The sequence below is a fragment of the Sagittula sp. S175 genome (genome assembly GCF_049800975.1).
Classification (GTDB): domain Bacteria; phylum Pseudomonadota; class Alphaproteobacteria; order Rhodobacterales; family Rhodobacteraceae; genus Sagittula.
The window spans coordinates 64602-84167 of the sequence record NZ_JBNAGB010000017.1; the positions used below are offsets into that span (position 1 = coordinate 64602).

Annotated in this window: 6 protein-coding genes (1 of these 6 cut by a window edge); all 6 read left to right on the forward strand. The window is 68.8% G+C overall.

Features of this window, described 5'->3' with window-relative positions; genetic code table 11:
- Tightly spaced (at most 52 nt apart), the 6 genes in view from ACP16H_RS18695 to ACP16H_RS18720 form a layout consistent with a single transcriptional unit that may run on beyond the window.
- Window positions 1-12567, forward strand: partial view of a hypothetical protein gene (locus ACP16H_RS18695; protein ID WP_425073765.1) — the 3' portion only. Its footprint begins 35520 nt before the window's first position; only the last 12567 of its 48087 coding nucleotides appear in the window; its start codon lies off the left edge, out of view; its stop codon occupies window positions 12565-12567.
- 52 nt (window positions 12568-12619) lie between these two features.
- Window positions 12620-12946, forward strand: coding sequence for a DUF3467 domain-containing protein (locus ACP16H_RS18700; RefSeq protein WP_425073766.1), 327 nt, complete (start codon window positions 12620-12622; stop codon window positions 12944-12946).
- Window positions 12943-14529, forward strand: coding sequence for a TolC family protein (locus tag ACP16H_RS18705; RefSeq protein WP_425073767.1), 1587 nt, complete (start codon window positions 12943-12945; stop codon window positions 14527-14529). The genes ACP16H_RS18700 and ACP16H_RS18705 overlap by 4 nt, the downstream gene beginning before the upstream one ends.
- Window positions 14529-15347 (forward strand): efflux RND transporter periplasmic adaptor subunit, encoded by an 819-nt coding sequence (locus ACP16H_RS18710; protein WP_425073768.1) that lies wholly within the window; start codon window positions 14529-14531, stop codon window positions 15345-15347. Before ACP16H_RS18705 ends, ACP16H_RS18710 begins: the two co-directional genes overlap by 1 nt.
- A gap of 16 nt (window positions 15348-15363) precedes the next feature.
- A complete protein-coding gene (locus ACP16H_RS18715) occupies window positions 15364-17511 on the forward strand; it encodes a hypothetical protein (protein ID WP_425073769.1) in 2148 nt (715 codons plus the stop codon).
- The gene (locus tag ACP16H_RS18720; RefSeq protein ID WP_425073770.1) at window positions 17508-19565 is read left to right on the forward strand and encodes a hypothetical protein; all 2058 of its coding nucleotides are present in this window, start codon (window positions 17508-17510) and stop codon (window positions 19563-19565) included. Before ACP16H_RS18715 ends, ACP16H_RS18720 begins: the two co-directional genes overlap by 4 nt.
- Window position 19566: the final 1 nt, after the last annotated feature.

Genomic DNA, 19566 nt, shown 5'->3' on the forward strand with positions numbered 1-19566 from the left:
ATCGACGTCACCGCCCGCCTGAACGGGCAGGCGACCACCATGGTGTTGCAGGCCCCCGCGACGCAGACGGGAACTTTCTCGCTGAGGCTGGATTGGCCGACCGCCGCAGGTAGCATCATCAACCAGACGATCAGCGGCACCTGGGCCTCGCTCGCCGGGCAGATCGACGCGCTGACCGGGCTGGACGCCGAGGCGGCGACGAACGGAAACATCACCCTGACCCTGAACCGCACCGAGCTGGGCACGCGGGCCATGGGCGGCATCGCCGTGTCGGGTTTCACCCATACGGACAACGGCGTGTCCAAGCCCACCGTCCTGACCGTCTCTGGCAGCCAGCTGGCCGCGACAGAGCTGCGCAACGCCGGTCAGAAGGCCAGCGCGCAATACTTGGCCCTTGTCCAGGAGGATCTGTACCAGAGCCGGATCACGCTGGACCTGGGCGCAACCGTCTATGGAACCGTGACCATCGACGCCTCCAGCGTGCAGGGGTCGAATGGCCATGTCACGCTGAGCGCGGCGCAGGATATCGACCTCGACCGGGTTTCGATCGACGCCACGGGCCGCGTGGCCCTGACCGCGACGGGCACGGACTCGGCCATCGTCGGCAGCGCAGTGCTGACCGGCGGAACACTGGTGGCGCGCTCGACGGGCGAGATCCGGGTGAACACCGACGTGGACGTGGCCGACCTGGCCATCACAAAGGTCGCGACGGGCCAGGTGATCGACATTTCCAACGCCGGGCGGCTGGAGTTCTCCGGCGCGCTGAATGACGGCAAGGTCTACGTGGCCGCCAATGGCTCGCTGCTGTTGCGCGACGTGTCGATCGCGACCGACGCGGCCAGCAACAGCCTGACGGTGCACGCGGGCGACGACGGGGTCTTCCCGGGCGAGGCGGCACTGGTGGCGGCGCGGCTGGCGCTGACCGGCCAGAACGCTATCCCGCAGGAAAGCCCCCTGTTCGAAGGACGTGGCGGCGTGCTGATCGACAAGATCGACGTGGGCACGGCAGGCGCGGTGATGATCCGTACCAGCGGTGTCGTGCGCGAGGTCCTGGTGGATTCGCCCTCCGACACGCGTTACGGGCGCCTGACGACCTCGGCTTCGGACCGCACCACGCTGGAGGCCAACTATCCCGCCAGCGTCGACGTGATCGCGGCGCGCTTTACCGCCATCGCGGATTACGACCAGGTGAACCGTGGCGCAGCCGAGACGGTTGCGGCGGTCGCGGCGCTGACCGGCCTCGAATTCGCGGGCACAATGTCGGCGGCGACGGGCATCGCCTCGATTGGCTGGGACGTGCAGACCACGGCGAAGGTGGTCACTTCCAGCGATCCCGACCTGCGGATCATCCGCGACGCGCAGGGCAACGTGCTTCGCAAGGTCTATACCGTCTCGGGCAAGTACAACTCTGGCGTGACCTTCTCGAGCACCGATTCAAGCATCGAATTCGTGGTCGAAGGGCTATATGCCACCGGCAATATCTCCATCACGGGCGCGGGTCCGGTGACGGTGAACGGCGCGCTGTCGGCGAACACCAGCCTGACCATCAGCGGCACGGGGACCGTGACGCTGGGCAATGGCGCGAACCTGGCCGTCCGGTCGGGCAGCGGGACCCTGTCGGTGACGTCTTCGACGGGCGACGTACAGGCGGCAGCGGGCAGCGTGCTGTCGGCACAGACCGTGACCGTTTCGGCACAGGGGTCGGCGGTGCTGGGCACCGTGACCACGGGAGGCGCGCTGTCGGTGACGGCAACGAACGGCAACCTGAACGGCGGCACCTTCACCGCCGGCGGCGCGGTGACGATGGTCGCGGGCGGCAGCATCGGCAGCGATGCGCAGCCCCTCCGGGTCAACGCGGCGAACATCGCACAGGTGCGGGCGGGCCAGCAGGTCGACCTGTCCCTGCTGGATGCAAACGGGCGCGTGCGGTCCTTGCAGGCCGTGGGCGCGGATATCACGGCGGTGAACGCCCTTGGCCTGGCGACGGGCGACAGCTGGTCCCTTGGCCGCCTGAGTGTGGCGGCTCCGGGGGCCTTCACGTCCTCGGGCACTCTGACGGTGACGGGCGAGATGCGCGTGACGGGGGCCTCTGCGGTGACGCTGGGGACAAGCGGCAGCTTCGATGCCGGGTCCGTGGTCGTGGGCAATGTCGGCGCGCTGACGCTGCGCGACACCAACGCGCTGAGCGTCAGCGGCACGGTGACCGGGGCTGCGGACGTGGTGGCCAGCGGCACGCTTGGCCTTGGTGCGCTGTCGGCGGCGAGCCTCGTGTCGGGTGGTTCCACGATCTCCGGCAGTGGACCGGTGATGGTGGCGGGCACGACGCGCCTGACCTCCTCGGGCGCGGTGACGCTGACCGGTGCGAACGACTTTGGCGGCGCGGTGACGCTGGCGGCGACGGGCACGGCGACGCTGCGCGACGTGAACACGCTGGCGCTGGCGGGTTCCGCCGGTGGGCTGAGCGGCACGACCGATGCGGGCAACATCGACCTCGGCACGCTGAGCGTGACCGGTGGCGCGACCCTGCGTGCGGCGGGTGACGTGACCGACAGCGGCGTGGCCAGCGTGACGGGACCGGTGGTCCTGTCGGCAGGCACGGGCCACAACATCACGCTCGACAATGGCGGCAGCCTGACCGGCGGCGTGACCGTCGAGCGCGCCGAGGACCTGACCTTGACCATGTCGGGCTCCCTGTCGGTGAACGGCGCAGTGACGCGCAACGCGGTGCTTGGGTCGGCGTCTTCGCTGACCGTCGGCACGGGCGCGGGCCTGTCCACGGGCGGCACACTGGCGCTGACCTCGACAGGTGCAATGACGCTGGGCACGGTGTCGGGCAGCAGCTTGACTGCCAGCGGAGGGTCCACCATCACGGGCGCAGGCGGCGCGGTGCGCGTGGCAGGGACGACCAACCTGACGGCCTCCGGGGCCGTGTCCCTGACCCATGCCGAGAACGACTTTGGCGGTGACGTGACCCTGAATGCCGGGTCGGCAGTGCTGCATGACACCAATACCATCGCCCTGGGCGGCTCGGTGACCGGCCAGCTGACGGTGGACAGCGACGAGGCGGCGACGCTCCTGGACCTGACTACGCAGGGCCTGAGCGTGACCGGCGCGGGGATCTCCCAGCGCTCCGCGACCGTCGTGACCGCGACGGGAACGGCGGCGTTCGATGCCAATGGCGGCACTGTGGTGCTGGCGGGTGCCAACGACTTTGGCACCGTGGCGGTGAGCGATACCTCGGACGCGACACTGAATGACGTGAACGCTCTGGACCTCGGCGCTTCGACCCTGACCGGCGCGCTGCATGTCAACGCGGGCGGGTCTCTGACCCAGTCCGGCACGCTGACCGTCAGCGGCGATACCGTGCTGAACGATGGCGTTGCCACGCCGTCCGACATCACGCTGGGCAATGCGGCGAACCGCTTTGGCGGGTCCGTGACGGTGAGGCTGGCGGATGACGTGACGCTGCGCGCCTCGGGTGCGCTGCACCTGGTCGAGGCCGACGTGCGTGGCACCCTGACGATCAATGCCACCGGGCGCGTGTTCAACGCGGGCGGCTGGGTGGTCGCCGGGACCACGGATATTACGGCGCTGGGGCAAGCAGTGGAACTGACCGCCGACCACGACTTCCAGGGCGCGGTGAGCGTCAACGCGGGCTCGCTGGTGATCAACGACATCAACGCTCTGACCTTTGGCACGCTGACGCTGACCGGTGGCCTGAGCGTCACAGCGGATACGTCGATCACCGGCACCGGCGCGGCGGTTGTTGCAGGTGCCACCACGCTGACGGCAGGGGCGGGGTCCTCGGTCGAATTTGCCAATGCGGGCAATGATTTTGGCGGGCTGTTGACGATCACGCGGGCGGGGTCTGTCACGCTGGCAGACAGCAACGCGCTGTCGCTGGGTGCGCTGACGCTGAGCGGCGGGCTGACGGTCAACGCCTTGGGCGACGTGACCTCGGGCGTGCTGTCGGTCGGCGGTGACGTGACCGTGACCGGCGCGGCGGTGACGCTGAATGCCGATGCCAACAGCCTTGGCGGCGTGGTGTCCGTGACGGGCACGACGGTCACGGTGAACGATACCACCGCGCTGGTGCTGGGGACGGTCAATGCGTCGGGCGCGCTGGTGCTGCGCTCTGCGGCGGGCGTGTCGGGCACGGGGCGCGTGACTGCCGCGGCCACCACGACGATCCTCGCGGGCGGCGGCGACGTGTCGCTGACCCACGCGGCCAACAGCTTTGCCGGGCGGGTGACGCTGACCAATGCAGGGGCGATCACGCTGAATGCCACCGGCGCGCTGTCGGTCTCGGGTTCGACCCAGGGGGTGGGCAAGGCGCTGTCGCTGGCCACCACCGGGGCGCTGACCCTGACCGGGACGACGGTCGTCACCGGCAATGCGATGCTGTCGGCACAGGGCATCACCCTGGGCGCGATGAGCGTCGCTGGCGGCCTGACGGCCAATGCCGGGACCGGTGCGCTGCAACAGTCCGCGGCGGGGCTGAGCGTTGCGGGCGCGTCGATCCTCTCTGGCGGGTCGATCACGCTGCGTGACCAACTGCGCCTGACCGGCGCGGTGACGCTGACCGCGACCGGCAACGTGATCCTGAGCAACATCAATGACCTGGTGATCGCCGGGGCCTCGGTGGATGGCACGCTGAGCCTGACCTCGGCGGGTACGCTGACCCAGACGGGCGCGATCCGTGCCGCCGGGCTGGCGACGCTGGCCGCGGGCGCAGGCAAGGCCATCAAGCTGAACCATGCGGGCAACGATTTCGGGGCCGTGACCACGGCGGGGGCGGCAGCGCTGACCCTGCGCGACGTGAACGACCTTTCCCTGACGGCGAGCGTGTCGGGTGACCTGAACGTGACGGCGGGCGGGGCGCTGAGCCTCGGCACGCTGTCGGCGGCGCGGATGGTGGCCAATGTCGGCGGCCTGTCTGGCGCGGCGCTGGTCAACGTCGCCGGGACCGTGACCCTGACCGCCACCGGCGATGTCAGCCTGACCAACGCGGGCAACATTCTGGGCGCGCTGGATGTCACGGCGCGGAACCTGACCGTGACCGACAGCGGAGCGATGGCCTTTGCACGCCTTGGCCTGAGTGGCGCGCTGACCGCCGTCGCGGGCGGGGACGTGACGCAGACTGCCGCGCTTGCCGTGGCGGGGACGTCGCGGATCACCACGCGGGGCACGGATGCCGTGACCCTCGGCAATGCCGCCAACAGCTTTGGCGGCATGGTGACGCTGCTGAACGCGCGAAACGTGACGCTGACCGCTGCCGGAGACCTGTCTGCGGATGGCGCCATCGGCGCGGCCGCGCTGACGGCCTCGGGCGCGATGCAGTTCGGAACGCTGGCGGTGACCAACGCGCTGACGGCACAGGCCGGGACCGGGATCAGCCAGTCCGGACCCCTGACGGTCGGCGGTGCGCTTGGCCTGACGGCCGGCGGTGCGATCACCCTTGGCGCGGCAAACGCGCTGACGGGTGTCATCACCGCGCAGGCGGGCGGCGACCTGACGGTCAACACCACCACCACGCAGCGCCTTGGCAGACTGACCACGGGCGGCGCGCTGGCGCTGACCTCGGGCCAGTCGCTGCTGCAAGAGGCGGGCACGGCGATCATCACCACCGGCGGCGCGAATTTGCAGGCCAATGGCGGTGACCTGTCGATGAACGGGCGCGATATCAACGACGCGCCGTTGAACCGCTTTGGTGGCACCGTCACCGCGACGGCGACCGGCAACCTCGACCTGCGGGCCGCAGGCGTGCTGACGACCTCCGTCACGGCGGGTGGCACGGGCCGTGTCGAAGCGGGCGGCAAACTGTACCTTGGCGCCTCGGACGTGGGCGGCGCGTTCGACGCCATCGGCAACTTCACCCTGACGGGCGACATCACAGCGGCGTCTTACGAATACGTTTCCGTCAACGATTTCGACATGGCGGGTTTCGTGATCACGGCAACCACCGGATCGGTGCGGATCGTGGCCGAGAACGACGTGACCCTTGGCCAGATCGTCGCCAACAGCGGCGACGTCACGGTGCATTCGAACGCCGGGACCATCGTGGATGGCTACGCCTCCACGCGGCCCAACATCGTGATGACCACCGGCGCGCTGGACCTGCGCGCGGCCACGGGCGACCTGACCTTTGCCTTCGTGAACGACACCACCGGGCCGTTCGCCGCCGATGCGGCGGGTCTGATCCATGTGAAGGCGGACAAGCTGTCCTCGCTGACCACCTCAGGCGACCTGACGCTGTCGTCCGTGGGCGATTTCGTCATGGCCCCGGATGCGCGGCTGGTGACCGATGGCAATGTCATCGTGCAGTCGGACGGCGACATCTACCTCGCTACCATCGAGGCCGGGGCGGGCAAGTCCATCACGCTGGTCACCGATCACAACGTGATCGCGCTGCCGCGCACGGCGGGTGACGTGAACCTCTCGGCGCATGACATCATCTGGCGCATCGGTGGCACCATCGGTGCTGTCGGCGCCGAGGTGATCGCGGAAGTCACGAATGACGGCAGCGCGGGCTCCGTCCAGTTCGGGCGCGAGGCGCTGTCTGCCGACCTGTCCTTCCTGCAACGCAGTGGCGCGAGCGCAGGCGCGTTCGACCTGAAGGGCGAAGCGGGCGCCATGGGCGTCAGCGGAGCGCTGCGCCTGTCGTCGACCAATGTCGACATGACGCTGAAGTCCGACCTGATGGCGGCGACGGTCACCGCGGCGATGGCTGCGGCCAAGCTGGCCATGATGGACGGCGTGACGCTGACCTCGGGCGGCGCGGTGTCGCTGAGCGCGGACGAGGGGCTGGACCTGACCCGCGTCATCGCTCAGGGCGGCGCGACCATCGCGCTGAATGCCGCGTCGGGCCGCGTGCGCGACGTGTCCAGCGCGGAGACAGCGAACCTGACGACCTCGGGCCTGGTGACGATCAACGCGCAAAGCGCGGGTACGGTCGGCGCGGGTGACCTGGATATCGACGCCAGCCGCATGGCCGTGACGACGACCTCGGTCAATGCCGGGCAGGCCTCGGTGGAATCGCTGGGAACCGGCCTCGTGACGCTGGAAAGCGGTGCGATTTCCGGCGCGCTGACGCTGGTGGCGCATGGGACGCTTCAGCAGGCGGGGACGGTGTCGGTGGCGTCGGCGGTGATCGACCTGGCGCAGAACGGCGGCACGGGAGACTTCGTGCAGCAATCGGGCGCGCGGCTGTCCTCGACCGGCGCGGTGAGCATCGTGACCGGGCATGACATCGCCCTGACCGACCTGCGCACCACGGCGGGCGATGTGACCCTGACGGCGGCCAACCGCGTCAGCGGTGGCACGGGCGCCGCCCCGGCGATCACCTCGACCGGCGGCGCGCTGACCATCGAGGCGGCGCGGATCGGCGGCGACCTTGACGCCGAGGCGCTGTCGCTGGACGTGACGCGCATTGCCTCGCTGTACACCCCCGGTGCGGGGACTGCGGACCGGACCATCAATGTGATCTCGCGCGGGGAAACCACGCTGGTGGACATGGACACGGCGGGCATCGCGCGCTTTGTCCAGCAGTCGGGCAACCTGACGCTGGACGGCCGGGTAACGGTCGGCAGGCTGGACATGGGCGTGACGGACGGCAACCTGTCTCAGACCTCGGTGGCACGCCTGACGGTGACCAACGACATCGTGCTGGCGGCGGGCGACCTGTTGCCGGGTGACGCGGTGCAGAAGGGCAACATGGCGCTGTCCTCGCTGGTCAGCCTGACGGGCGATATCCGCCTGAACGCGGCGGGCGCGGTGACGGATGGCTCGGACGACCGCGAAACAGCGATCCTGCGCACGCAGGATGCGGCGGGCACCGTGAGCATTTCGGCAAAGTCCATCGGCGCGAACACCACGGCGGGCCGGGTCGAGGTGCAGACCGGCACCTTGGCCAACGTGACCACAACGGGTGACGCGAACCTGACGCTGCTGACCGGCGGCATGGTCCAGTCGGCCACCGCCGGCGGCGCGCTGCGCATCGACGCCGATGCGGGCGACCTGTTGCTGACGGGGGCTCTGGCGGCGCAGACCGCGCGGCTGGAAGCCTGGGACGGCTCCGTCCGGATGACGGGCGCGGCCACGCTGATCACCAAGGGCCGCGTGACGATCACGGCGGATGACGACATCACCCTGACGCAGGTGCAGGCCATCGGTGGGGCGACTGTCCCGGCTGTGACCCTGACGGCGGGCGGGGCGCTGACGGATGGCACCACGCCGGGACTGGTCACCGACGGGCAGGTCAGCCTGACCGCCAAGACCATCGGTACCAGCACCAACCGCTTTGGCCTGACCGCCGCGCGGATCACGCAGGCCCTTGCCGCCGACGATGCCTATATCGCGGCGAACGGGCACGGCGGGGCGCTGGAACTACGCAAGGCGTCTTCGGACGGCAACCGGTTCGACATGCTGGTCGAGAGCGGCAACCTGTCCGTGACCGATGCCGTGTCGGCGCGCACGCTGGCGATTTCGGTCGCGGCGGGCGGTCTGTCGCAGCTGGACGGCACCACGATGACCGCTGATACCGACCTGACCTTGACCACCACGGGCGACATGACTCTGTCGTCGCTGGTTACCACCGAAGGGCGGATCACGCTGAACGCGGGCACCAACGGGCGCATCCTCGACGGCACCGCCACCGAGGGGGCGAACATCACCGGCCTGCGGGAAACCGCCTCGCTGGTGCTGAACGCTCGCGCGGTGGGCGTGAAGACGCCGCTGGCGGATGGCACGAATCCGGGCGACCTGGATATCGCGATTGCGAAGCTCGACGGGATCACCGGCGGCGCGGATGGCGTCTACCTGCAATCCACGCGCGGTCTGTCGCTGGGCGACGTGTCGATCACCGGCGAGCTTGAGCTGGACGTGACGGCGGGCAACCTGTCGCTCACCGGTAACCAGACCGCGCTGCGCGGCATGGTCTCGGTCGACCTGGGGTCGCTGACCCAGACCGACGGCAAGGTGCTGAAGACCACGGGCGGGAGCCTGACGGTCGACAGCTTCTACGACATGACCGTGTCGCGCTTCGAGGCAAACGGCGGCGACATGACGCTGGCCTCGGCCTCGGGGGCGCTGCTGGATGGCTCGCTGGCCGAAGGCGACGGGAACGAGAACCTCGCCGTCACCGGCGGGCGGCTGGCCTCGGTCGACGTGAACCGCATCGGTACGCGTTTTGCCTCCGGTGCGGTGGATATCGACGCCATGAGCATCGGGACGCTGAAAACCAACAGCGACGGCGCATGGGTCCGCATCACCGGGCGTGATGCGCAGACGGTGCAGGTGGACGCGGTGCTGAGCCAGGCCCAGCATTCCGACATCGGCGTGACCGTGGCGCATGGCAATGCGCGCATCGACCGGCTGGAGGCGGAGAACGCCGCCGCCGTGACGGTGGCGGGCACTGTTGGCGCGACGGCGCTGACCGTCGGCACTGTGAAGGCAGGCGATACGCTGGCCCTGACGGCCACGGCGGGCGACATGGTGCAGCTGGCGGGCACAGTGATCACTGCCGACACGGCGGGTGCCATGACCACGCTGCGCGCGGGTGGCGATATCACGCTTCTGAACGGCAACGACTTCGCTGACCTGACATTGGTCGCGGGGGGCAAGGCGCAGATCAATGACCGTGACGCGCTGGCGCTGCATGACGTGACAACCGGGCAGGGCTTTGCCCTGACCACGGGCGACGCGTTGCTCATCGTCCCGGCGGCAAAGGTCACGGCGGGAAGCACGCTGGACATGACCGTGGCACTGGGAGACCTGACGGTCGGTGCCGGGGCGCAGATCGCATCGGGCGGGCAGACGACCGCCACCGTGTCGCAGGGCAACCTGATGGCACAGGGCGGGTCGCGCTGGACGTCCGGTGGCGGGATCGCGGCCAATGTCACCGGGGATGTCCGCATCGCCGGGACCACGACGATGCTGGCCGACCAGGACATCGTGATCACGCAGACCGGGTTGATCAACACCTCGGGCGTGACCTCGATCACCTCAACCCATGGCATCGTGCACCTGGAAAGCACCGTCTCGGGCGGGCTGACCTCGACCGGGACGACGACCATCAGCGCCGACCGGGGCGTGGCGATGGTGCTGAACCAGGGCTCGACCCTGCTGGATGGCACCACCACCATCACCTCGGCGCAGGGGCCGGTCAGCGTCAGCAGCCAGAACGGCGCGTTGACCGCCGTGGGCACGACGCGGATCACCGGTGCCAGCGTGGACGTGGACCTGCATGGCGCCAATGGCCGGGTGAACCTGTCCGGGACCTCGACCGTGACCGCCACCACCGGGGCCGTGACCATGGCGCTGGAAACCGGCAACGTGACCTTTGCCAACCGCACCACGCTGCAAGCCGCCACCGACGTGGCGCTGCGCATGGGCGGTACGGGCAACCTGGCGGTGTCGGGTACGACGAAGATGACCGCCACCTCCGGTGACCTGACGGCGGACCTGGCGGCGGGCAACATCACCACCTCGGGCGAGACGACCGGGACGGCTGGCCGCTTCCTGCGCATTGCCTCGGCCCTGGGGGACATGACGACCCGTGGCGCCACGACGCTGCATGCGGGCCGTGATGCGGAACTGCGGCTGGACGCCGGGGTGATGCGCCTCAACGACCGCACGCAGGGGACTGCGGATGGCATGCTGAACCTGCACGCCCGCGACGGGCTGTACGCGCAGGGCATCACCGACCTTGCCGGGGCAGCGGGTGTCGACGCCACCGTGACGAACGCGGGCGTCTTCCTGGTGGATCGCGCCACCGTGGCCTCGGCCACCGGAGACGTGCGCCTGACCGTTGACACCGGCGAGGTGCGGATCGAGGACTTCTCGAGCCTGCGCACCGACCTTGGTGACGTGGACGTGACGATCCTGACCGGCAACCTGTGGATGCAGAACGAAGCCGCGATGGACGCAGCCCGTGACCTGGCGGTGACGCTGGACCTGGGCCGTGTCGACCTGCTGGACGACGCGCTCTTGACGGCGGGCAACGACGCGGCACTGACCCTGATGCTGGGCGACCTGTGGATGCAGGACCGGGCCGAGATCAGCACGGGTCATGACCTGGCCGTGACGCAGAGCGAAGGCCGCTTGGACATGTTCGACGATGCGCTGGTGACGGCGCTGAACGATGCCACGGTGCACCTGACACTGGGCGACCTGTGGATGCAGGACCGCGCCGAGATCGGCACTGGCCGTGACCTGTCGCTGACCGTCACGGTGGGCGATGTCACCCTGTCCAATGACGCGCTGATGGTGGCGGGCCGCGACTTGGACGCGACGCTGTGCCTGGGTGACCTGCTGATGCTGGACGGCGCCGCGATGACGGCGGGGGCGCTGCTGGCGCTGACCCTGTGTGACGGCGATGTCCTGCTGCGTGACGACACGCGGATGAGCGCGGGCGCCGACCTGGACGCCCGGTTGCTGAGCGGCACGTTCCACATGACGGACAACACCCTGGTCGAGGCGGTGGACAGCCTGTCCGTCGTGATCACCGAGGGCGGGTTCGTCATGCAGGACGCAGGGACGCTGGTGCGTGCCGACAGCGTCACCATCGAGGTGACGACTGCCATGGTGCCACCGGTTCTGGACGTTCCGGGCCTTTATACCGGCGACATCCTGATCGACCGGATCGAGGGCACCTCGGATGTCACGCTGCGCGCGCTGGATGGCCGTATTCTGGACAACACCGCGTCGGAATCCGTCGACCTGATCGTCACGCACACGCTGTGGATGGAGGCCGCGGACGGCATTGGCCTGATGTGGGAGGACAACATCAACCTCCAGGCCTCGGTCATTTCGGCGCTGAACTGGCGCACGCATGGCATCAACATCCAGAACCGCACGGGCTTTGCCGTGGGGACGGGTGGCTTCTGGACCGCCAACACCGAGGAAATCGCCATCGTGTCGCGCGGGGTCGTGACCTTCGACGACAAGTACTTTGGCATCGTGCCGCGCGGCCCCATGGCGGGCACGCTGGCGAACATCCCGGGGCAGGGGATCTATGTCTACCACAATGCCTCGCGCAACGTGTTCGACATGCAGCTGGGCAACACCACCGAGGTGTTCATGCAGATGATGCTGTGGGGCAATCCCCCGGCGGAAACCCCGAGCGTGGACCGCTTCCCGCAGGTCGAGGAGGACGCCAACAGCCGTGACATCGCGGAACGTGTCCTGTCACAGACCGCCTTCGAGGACTGGATCGCGCGGCAGGCGGGGGTCGATGCCGATGACAGCGCCCCGATCCGCAAGGCGGCCTACCTGCTGGGTGCCCTGGCACAGCTGGGTCAGCCGCGCGTGGACGAGACCGGCGCGCTGTTCGAGGGCGTCTCCGAGGCGATCGAGGCGTTGCGGGCCGAGATGGCCGGGGAGGGCGACGACCTGTTGCCGGGGGCCGACGACCTGTTGCCGCGCGGCAATGGCCTGGACGACACGCCCGCTGGCGAAGCGCAACAGGTAGCCGTCGGTATGGCAGACAGCCCGGCGCGGCCCGTGGTACAGCTGGCCATGGCGCTGGCCGATGATGATCTCGATCAGCCGCTGTTCGCGGCAGAATGACAACAACACCCGGCCGCGAGGCGGGACAAGGCAGAAGACCGGAGGGACGACAGTGACCGAGGACAACAAGGACAGCACGGGCGACGTGGCCAGCCGCATGAGCGCGGGGGCCACCGGGGCGCGCGACGTGAAGGTGCGCTTTGACGATGCGAAGATGACGACCTCCTATGCCAACGTGGCCAACGTCGGCATGAGCCAGGACGAGGTGTCGTTCCTCTTCGGCGTGAACCGCACCTGGGGCGCGGTGGGCGACAGCGTCACCATCGAGCTGTCCAACCGGGTGATCCTGACCCCCGCCGTGGCGCGCAGTTTCTCGGAGACGTTGCAGCGCGTGTTGGCGGAATACGATCGCCAGATGGCGGAAAGGGCTGCGAAATGAGCCTGGATATCTTCCTGCGCGCACCTCTCGTGCTGGCCGCCGGGCTGGCGATTACCGCGCTCGCGGGATGCGAGCAAATGTTCATGGACGGCAAGGCGGCCCCCGCCGCCGCGCCGACAGCGATGGCGATGGTCGCGACCCCTGCCGCCCCCGCCGGTGGCAAGCTGACGCCCGCCAAGATGGTGCAGCTGATCGCCCATACCGACGAGGCCGTGCTGGCGCAGGCGCTGGAGGCGGACATTGCCCGGCAGGGCGTGGTCTCGGCCGACGGTGCGTTCGAGCCGGAATTCTACGCCGAGGCCAACCGCAGCTGGGAGCGGCGCGAGACGACGGCGCTCCAGATGTCTTCCGCCGTGGGCGGGCCGGACCCGTTCTGGTCGCTCAGCCAGGATGGCCGACTGGGCGTCAAGATGAAGACCCGCACCGGCGTCAACGTCGACCTGTATTACGACATGCAGCGGGTGTCGAACTCGCTCCAGGCCTCGGCGGCGCTGCCGCTGGTCGAGAACACCTCGAAGACCGGGATAAGCCTCAAGGTGCCGCTGCTGCGCGGCGCGGGGCAGGCGGTGAACACCTCGGGCATCAAGATCGCGCAGATCGACGAGGCGATTGCCGCCGAGACCTCGACCCTGGTCAAGACCAAGCGCGCCTACGAGGGCCTGCGCACCTATGTCGCCTACCAGCGCGCCGAGGCCCGCGTGTCGACGCGGCGCGACCTGCTGGCGCTGTCGCAGCGGCTGGTGACGGAAATGCGGGGCCAGTATGGCTCGGGCATGACCGACCCGCGCGACTTTGTCGAGGCGCAGGGCAATGTGAACGAGGCCCGCGCCGCGCTGTTGCAGGCACAGGCGGAACTGGCCGAGCAGCGTGACGCGCTTCAGATCTACTTTGTCGGGCTGCCGTCGAAATCGCCCTCTGACATGTGGCTGCCCGCAGGTGGCCTGTCGGTGATCGACGGGCGCAAGCTGGGCGCGCTGTCGGGGCTGGACGCGGTCTATGCCCGCCGCCCGGAAATCCGCATCCAGGGCCTGCAGATCGAGCGCCGCGAGATCGAGACGCTGGTGGCCGAGAACGCCGCCAAGTCGGAGCTGAACCTGAACCTCGACTTCGCCAAGACCAAGGTCTCGGGCGATTACATGCCCTTCCGCGAGCTGTTTTCGAATGCCAACCCGAACCAGACATGGCGGGTCGGTTTCGAATACCGTCGCGGTCTGGGCGGCAACCGCAGCGCGCAGGCCGACCTGAAGGCGGCGCAGCTGCGCGAGGAACAGGCCGAGCTGACGATGAACGCCTTCCGCCAGCGGCTGGCGGGCGAGATCAACGCCATCGACGGCATCCTGACCCGCGCACGGCTGGCCGTCTCCGAGAACGAGAAGTTCCTCGCGGCGCAATCGCGGCTGGTGCGGGATGAACGTGACCGGGTGGGCAGTGGCCTGTCGACGCAGGTCTATGTCGTCGAACGCCAGATCGACGAAGTCCTGACCCGCGAGGCGCGCAACGACGCCATCGCGCAGCTGAACCAGGCGTATTACCTTGCGGCCTATGCCAACGGCACGCTGCTGGACGTGTTCGGAGTGCAGTGATGCAGTGGGGTCTTCTGCTGATGCTTTTGCCGGGGCTGGCCTCGGCGCAGCAGAACTATGACACGATCGGGATCGACAGCGGTCCCGCCGCCGGGCTGCGCGGCCATTCCGAATGCGTGGCCGACCTGGAACTGGCCTTCCCGGTATCGGGGATCATCGGCGCGATGCCGGTCGAGGAAGGTGCCATGGTTGCCGCGGGGCTGGTGCTGGCGCAGCTGGACCAGCGCATCGAGGAAATCGAACTGGCCCGCCGCCAGGTGCTGCTGGACGACCTGTCGGAACTGAACGCGGCACTTGCGCAGCAGGAGGTCAGCGCGGCGCAATACGACGCGGCGCAGCGGCTGTTCGACCGGGGTGGCGCGATCTCGAAGGAGGACCTGCAGAACCGCAAGCTGGCCCGCGACCTGACCGTGGTCGAGGTGCAGCGGCTGCGCACGCAGGAGGCGCTGCAGGCGCTGGACCGCGACACCGCGGCGCAGGCGCTGGAGCGGCGGACCATGCACGCGCCCTCGCCGGGGATCATCAGCCGCGTGATCCGCAAGCCGGGGGAGAGCGTGCAGGCCTATGAGCCGGTGCTGACCCTGTGCGACGTGTCCGAGATCCTGTTCACCGCCAGCCTGCCCGCCTATGGCATCGAGCTGTCCGAAGGCGCGCCGGTGACGCTGGCCTTTGTCGGGCGGGACGCCATCGCGGGGCGGGTGCGGTTTGTCTCGCCGGTGGTGGACGCCGCCAGCGGGTTGCGCGAGGTGCGCATCGAGATGCCCGAGCGCCCCGCTTGGATGCGCCCCGGCCTTGCCGCCGACCTGATCCTGAACTGACCCGTGACCTGATCCTGTGGCCCGCCGCACCTTCTATGACCAGTGGTACCGCATCGGCGATCTGCGGATCGGCTTGCGCGGGTCGGTGCTGGTGCGGCGCCACGAGTTCCGGGACGAGCCCTGGCACGTCTACTACGACCCCGGTCATAACGGGTTCTACCGCGCCCGCGCGGAAACCCATGACGTCATTCGCCGCCTGACCCCCGAACGCACCCTGCGCGAGATCTGGACCGACATGGTGCAGACCGCGCCCGAGACCGCGCCGGGGCAGGAGGATTTCTTTGACATCGTGACGGCGCTGTATCGCGGTAACCTGCTGCACGTCGAAGGCACGGTGGACGAGGCCCGCCTGCTGGACCGCGCCGCGACCAAGAAAAGGAAACCGCTGGCGCAGCGGATTTCCGGGCTGATGTTCTTTCGCGTGCCCCTGTGGGACCCGGAGCCCTTCCTCGACCGCCATCGCCGCGCCTTTGACGTGATCTACAGCGCGCCCGTGGTGGCGCTGGTGATCGCGCTGTTCCTCTGGGCGGGGGCGGTTTTCGCGCTGAATTACGAGCGCGCCTTTGCCCAGTCGCGGGGCATCCTTCAGGCGGGCAACCTCGTTGGGCTGTTCCTTGCGACCTTTGCCACCCATGCGCTGCACGAACTGTCCCACGCCGCGCTGTGCAAGCGGTTCGGCGGGCACGTGCGGCAGATGGGGATCATGTTCCTGATCCTGACGCCCTTGCCCTATGCCGATGTCACCGCCAGCTGGTCCTTTCGCGATCCCCTGAAGCGCGCCATGGTCGGCGCGGCGGGCATGTACGTCGACCTCGTCAGCTGCGCCCTGGCCACGCTGTTCTGGGCCTATTCGCCGCCCGGTGCGGCGAACGAGATGGCGCTGAACCTGATGTTCGTCACCGCCGCCTATACATTCGTATTCAATGCCAATCCCTTGATGCGTTTCGACGGGCATTACATCCTGTCCGACCTCATCGCGATCCCGAACCTGCACCAGGCGGCGCAGCGCCAATGGAATGCCGAGGCAAAGCGCCTGCTGCTGGGCGAGCCCCTGACGGTGAAGGCGCGGCCTTCCGGAAGGCGTCGGGCGTTCCTCGTGGCGTTCTTTGCCGGGGCATGGGTCTATCGCACGCTGGTGATGATCGGGATCGTCACCTTTGTTGCGGATCAATACTGGGGTCTGGGGCTGGTGGGCGCGGCGGCCATCGCCTACTCCTCTTTCGTGATGCCCATCGTGAAACTGGTGAAACCGCTGACCGACCGAAGCTTCATCGCCCGCCACCGCGCCCCGGTGCACCGCATGCTGATCGGTGGGACGGTGGTGTTCGGCCTGCTGGCGTTCCTGCCGGTGCCGGAAACGCGCCGCCTGGAAGGCGTGATCGAGGCCGCGACGCGCACGGTGGTCGTGGCGCCGGTCGAGGGTGAGATCGTCAGCATGCCGGATCGGTCGGGCGTTCAGGTGGCGCAGGGGGCAACCCTGCTGCTGCTGACGAACCCCGAACTGGACGACCAGACGGCTGAAATCGCGGCGGGGATCGCCTCCAACACCGCGCGGGAAACGCAGGCCCGCGCCAATGGCGGCTTTGCCCTGGCGGCGATCCAGCAGGAGCGGGCGGAGCTGCAGAACCGCCAGGCCGAGAACGCGCAGGACATCGCGCGTCTGGCGCATGTGGCGCCGCATGACGGTGTCTGGGTGCTGGGCAAACGCGCCTTCCACCCCGGCAACTGGGTGTCCAAGGGCGAGCCCGTCGGCACGCTGGTCGATGAGACGGTGCTGAAATTCCTCGGCGTGCTGCCACAGGCCGCCGCCTATGGCATCGGTACGCTGGCGCCGGACCGGGTTTCGCTGCGCATCGAGGGCGCGCGGGGGACCGAGGTCGCGGTGGACACGCTCTCCATCGTGCCCTGGTCGCAGAAGGACCTGCCCTCGGCAGCGCTGTCACCCTTGGGCGGGGGTGGCCAGTCGATCGACGCCGACGAACCCGACAGGCTGCAATCGGTGGAACGCTTCTTCCTGTTCACCGCCACGCTGGCGGGCACCCGCCCCGAAGGTGTGCTGGACGGGCGCACGGCCTGGCTGAGGATGGAGCTGCCGCCGCGCCCCCTGCTGGCGCAGGGCTGGGACCGGCTGCGGCAGTTCTTCCAGCAAAGGTACACGCTGTGAGCCGTCCTGCTTTGGATATGGCCCTCGCGCGGCTGGCGGCACAGGCGGGCGACCTGCCGCCAGCCGAGGGGGCCGTGCAGCCGGTCTTCCCCTCGCGCGCCCTGCAGGTGCTGCTGCCGCACCGCGCGGAACCCGAGCTGTCGAAGATCGACGCGCTGGGGCGGCGGCTGACCGGCTGGACTGGGCGGCTGTCAAACCCGCAGAAACGCTTGCGCAGGATGGCGAAACGGGTCGACCAGCAGCGCGCGCATCACGCCGGGCTGGACGACACCGGCTTTGCCGATGCGGTCGATACGCTCGCCGCGCGGGCGAAGTTCGAGCATTCCGGCGCCGCCACGCGGCTGGGACAGGTGGAACTGGACGCGCTGGCGCTGGTGGCCGAAGGGGTCAAACGCACCCATGGATTTTACCCCTTCATCGAGCAGTTCATGGGCGCGATTGCCTTGCTCGAAGGCCAGGTCGCCGAGATGGCCACCGGCGAGGGCAAGACGATCACGGCCACCATGGCCGCCATCGTCGCGGCGTGGCGCGGCTTGCCCTGCCACGTGATCACATCGAACGATTACCTCTCCGCCCGCGACTGCGAGCTGGGCCAGCCGCTGTTCGCCCTGTGCAAGGTCTCGGCGGCGTCGGTCACGGGCGACACGCCCCCCGACCAGCGCCGCGCCGGTCACGCGCATGACATCGTCTACACCACGGCAAAGGACATGCTGGCCGACCACCTGCGCGACGACATCGCCATGGGCGCGCGGGCCGATCGCACCCAGTTCGTGCTGAACGCGATGAATGGCGGGGCCAAGGCCGGCGTGACCATGCGTGGCGTCTTCCAGGTGGTGGTGGACGAGGCGGATTCCGTGCTGATCGACGATGCGGTCACGCCCTTGATCATCTCGGAACCCACCCCCGACAGCCTGCTGAACGAAGCGGCGGTGGAGGCAGTGACGCTGGCGCGCGCCCTGACCGAGGGCGAGGATTTCACCGTCACCGCCGAGCTGAAACAGGTCCGCCTGACGCGCGCCGGGCGGCGGCGGCTGGCCGCCTTGTCGATGAACGCCGGGCCGTTCTGGCAATCCACGTCACGGACCGAGGAATTCGTGACTCTCGCGCTACAGGCCATGCATGCCATGCAACGCGACCGCCATTACGTGGTCGAGGACGGCAAGGTCGTGCTGATCGACGAACTGACCGGGCGGCTGGCGCGGCAGCGCACGCTGTCCCTGGGCCTGCACCAGGTCCTTGAGGCGTCACTGGGGCTGGAGCTGTCCGACCCGTCCGAGGTCCGCGCCCGCCTCAGTTTTCAGCGCTTTTTCCGTCGCTTGCCGAAACTCGGCGGGATGACCGGCACCGCGCGCGAAGCACAGGTGGAGTTGCAGTCGGTCTATGGCCTCTCGGTGGTCGAAATCCCGACGCATCGCAAATCGCGCCGGAAATGGCGTCGCCATCGCGTGTTCAAGACCGAGACCGCGAAATTCCGCGCCATCGTGCAACAGGCCGAAACGCTGGCGGCAAAGGGCTGCGCGGTACTGATCGGCGTGCGCTCGGTGCAGGCCAGCGAGGTTCTGGCGCGGGCCTTTGCCGAGCACGCGCCCAGCCTGCACCCCGCCGTGCTGAATGCGACGAATGACAAGGAAGAGGCCGCGCTGGTCGAGGTCGCGGGCCTGCCCGGGGCGGTCACGGTTGCCACGAACATGGCCGGGCGCGGCACCGACATCAAGATTGACCCGCAGGTGGAAAAACTGGGCGGCCTGCATGTCATCATCGGAGAAAGCAACGATTTCAGCCGCATCGACCGCCAGCTCGAAGGGCGGTGCGCGCGGCAGGGTGACCCCGGCGTGGTGCAGCGCTTCATCTCGATGGACGAGGAACTGTTTCGGCGCTTCCTGCCGACATGGCGGCGCAGGCTTTGGCAGATGACCTTTGCCACGGGCATAAATCGCCAGCATATGGCCGCACGGATGTTGACCGTCGCGCAATCGCGGGCGGAGAAACTGGCGCGCGGGCAACGGGGGGCCTCGTTGATGGCCGAGATCGAAACCGAGAAGAAGATGTTCTGAC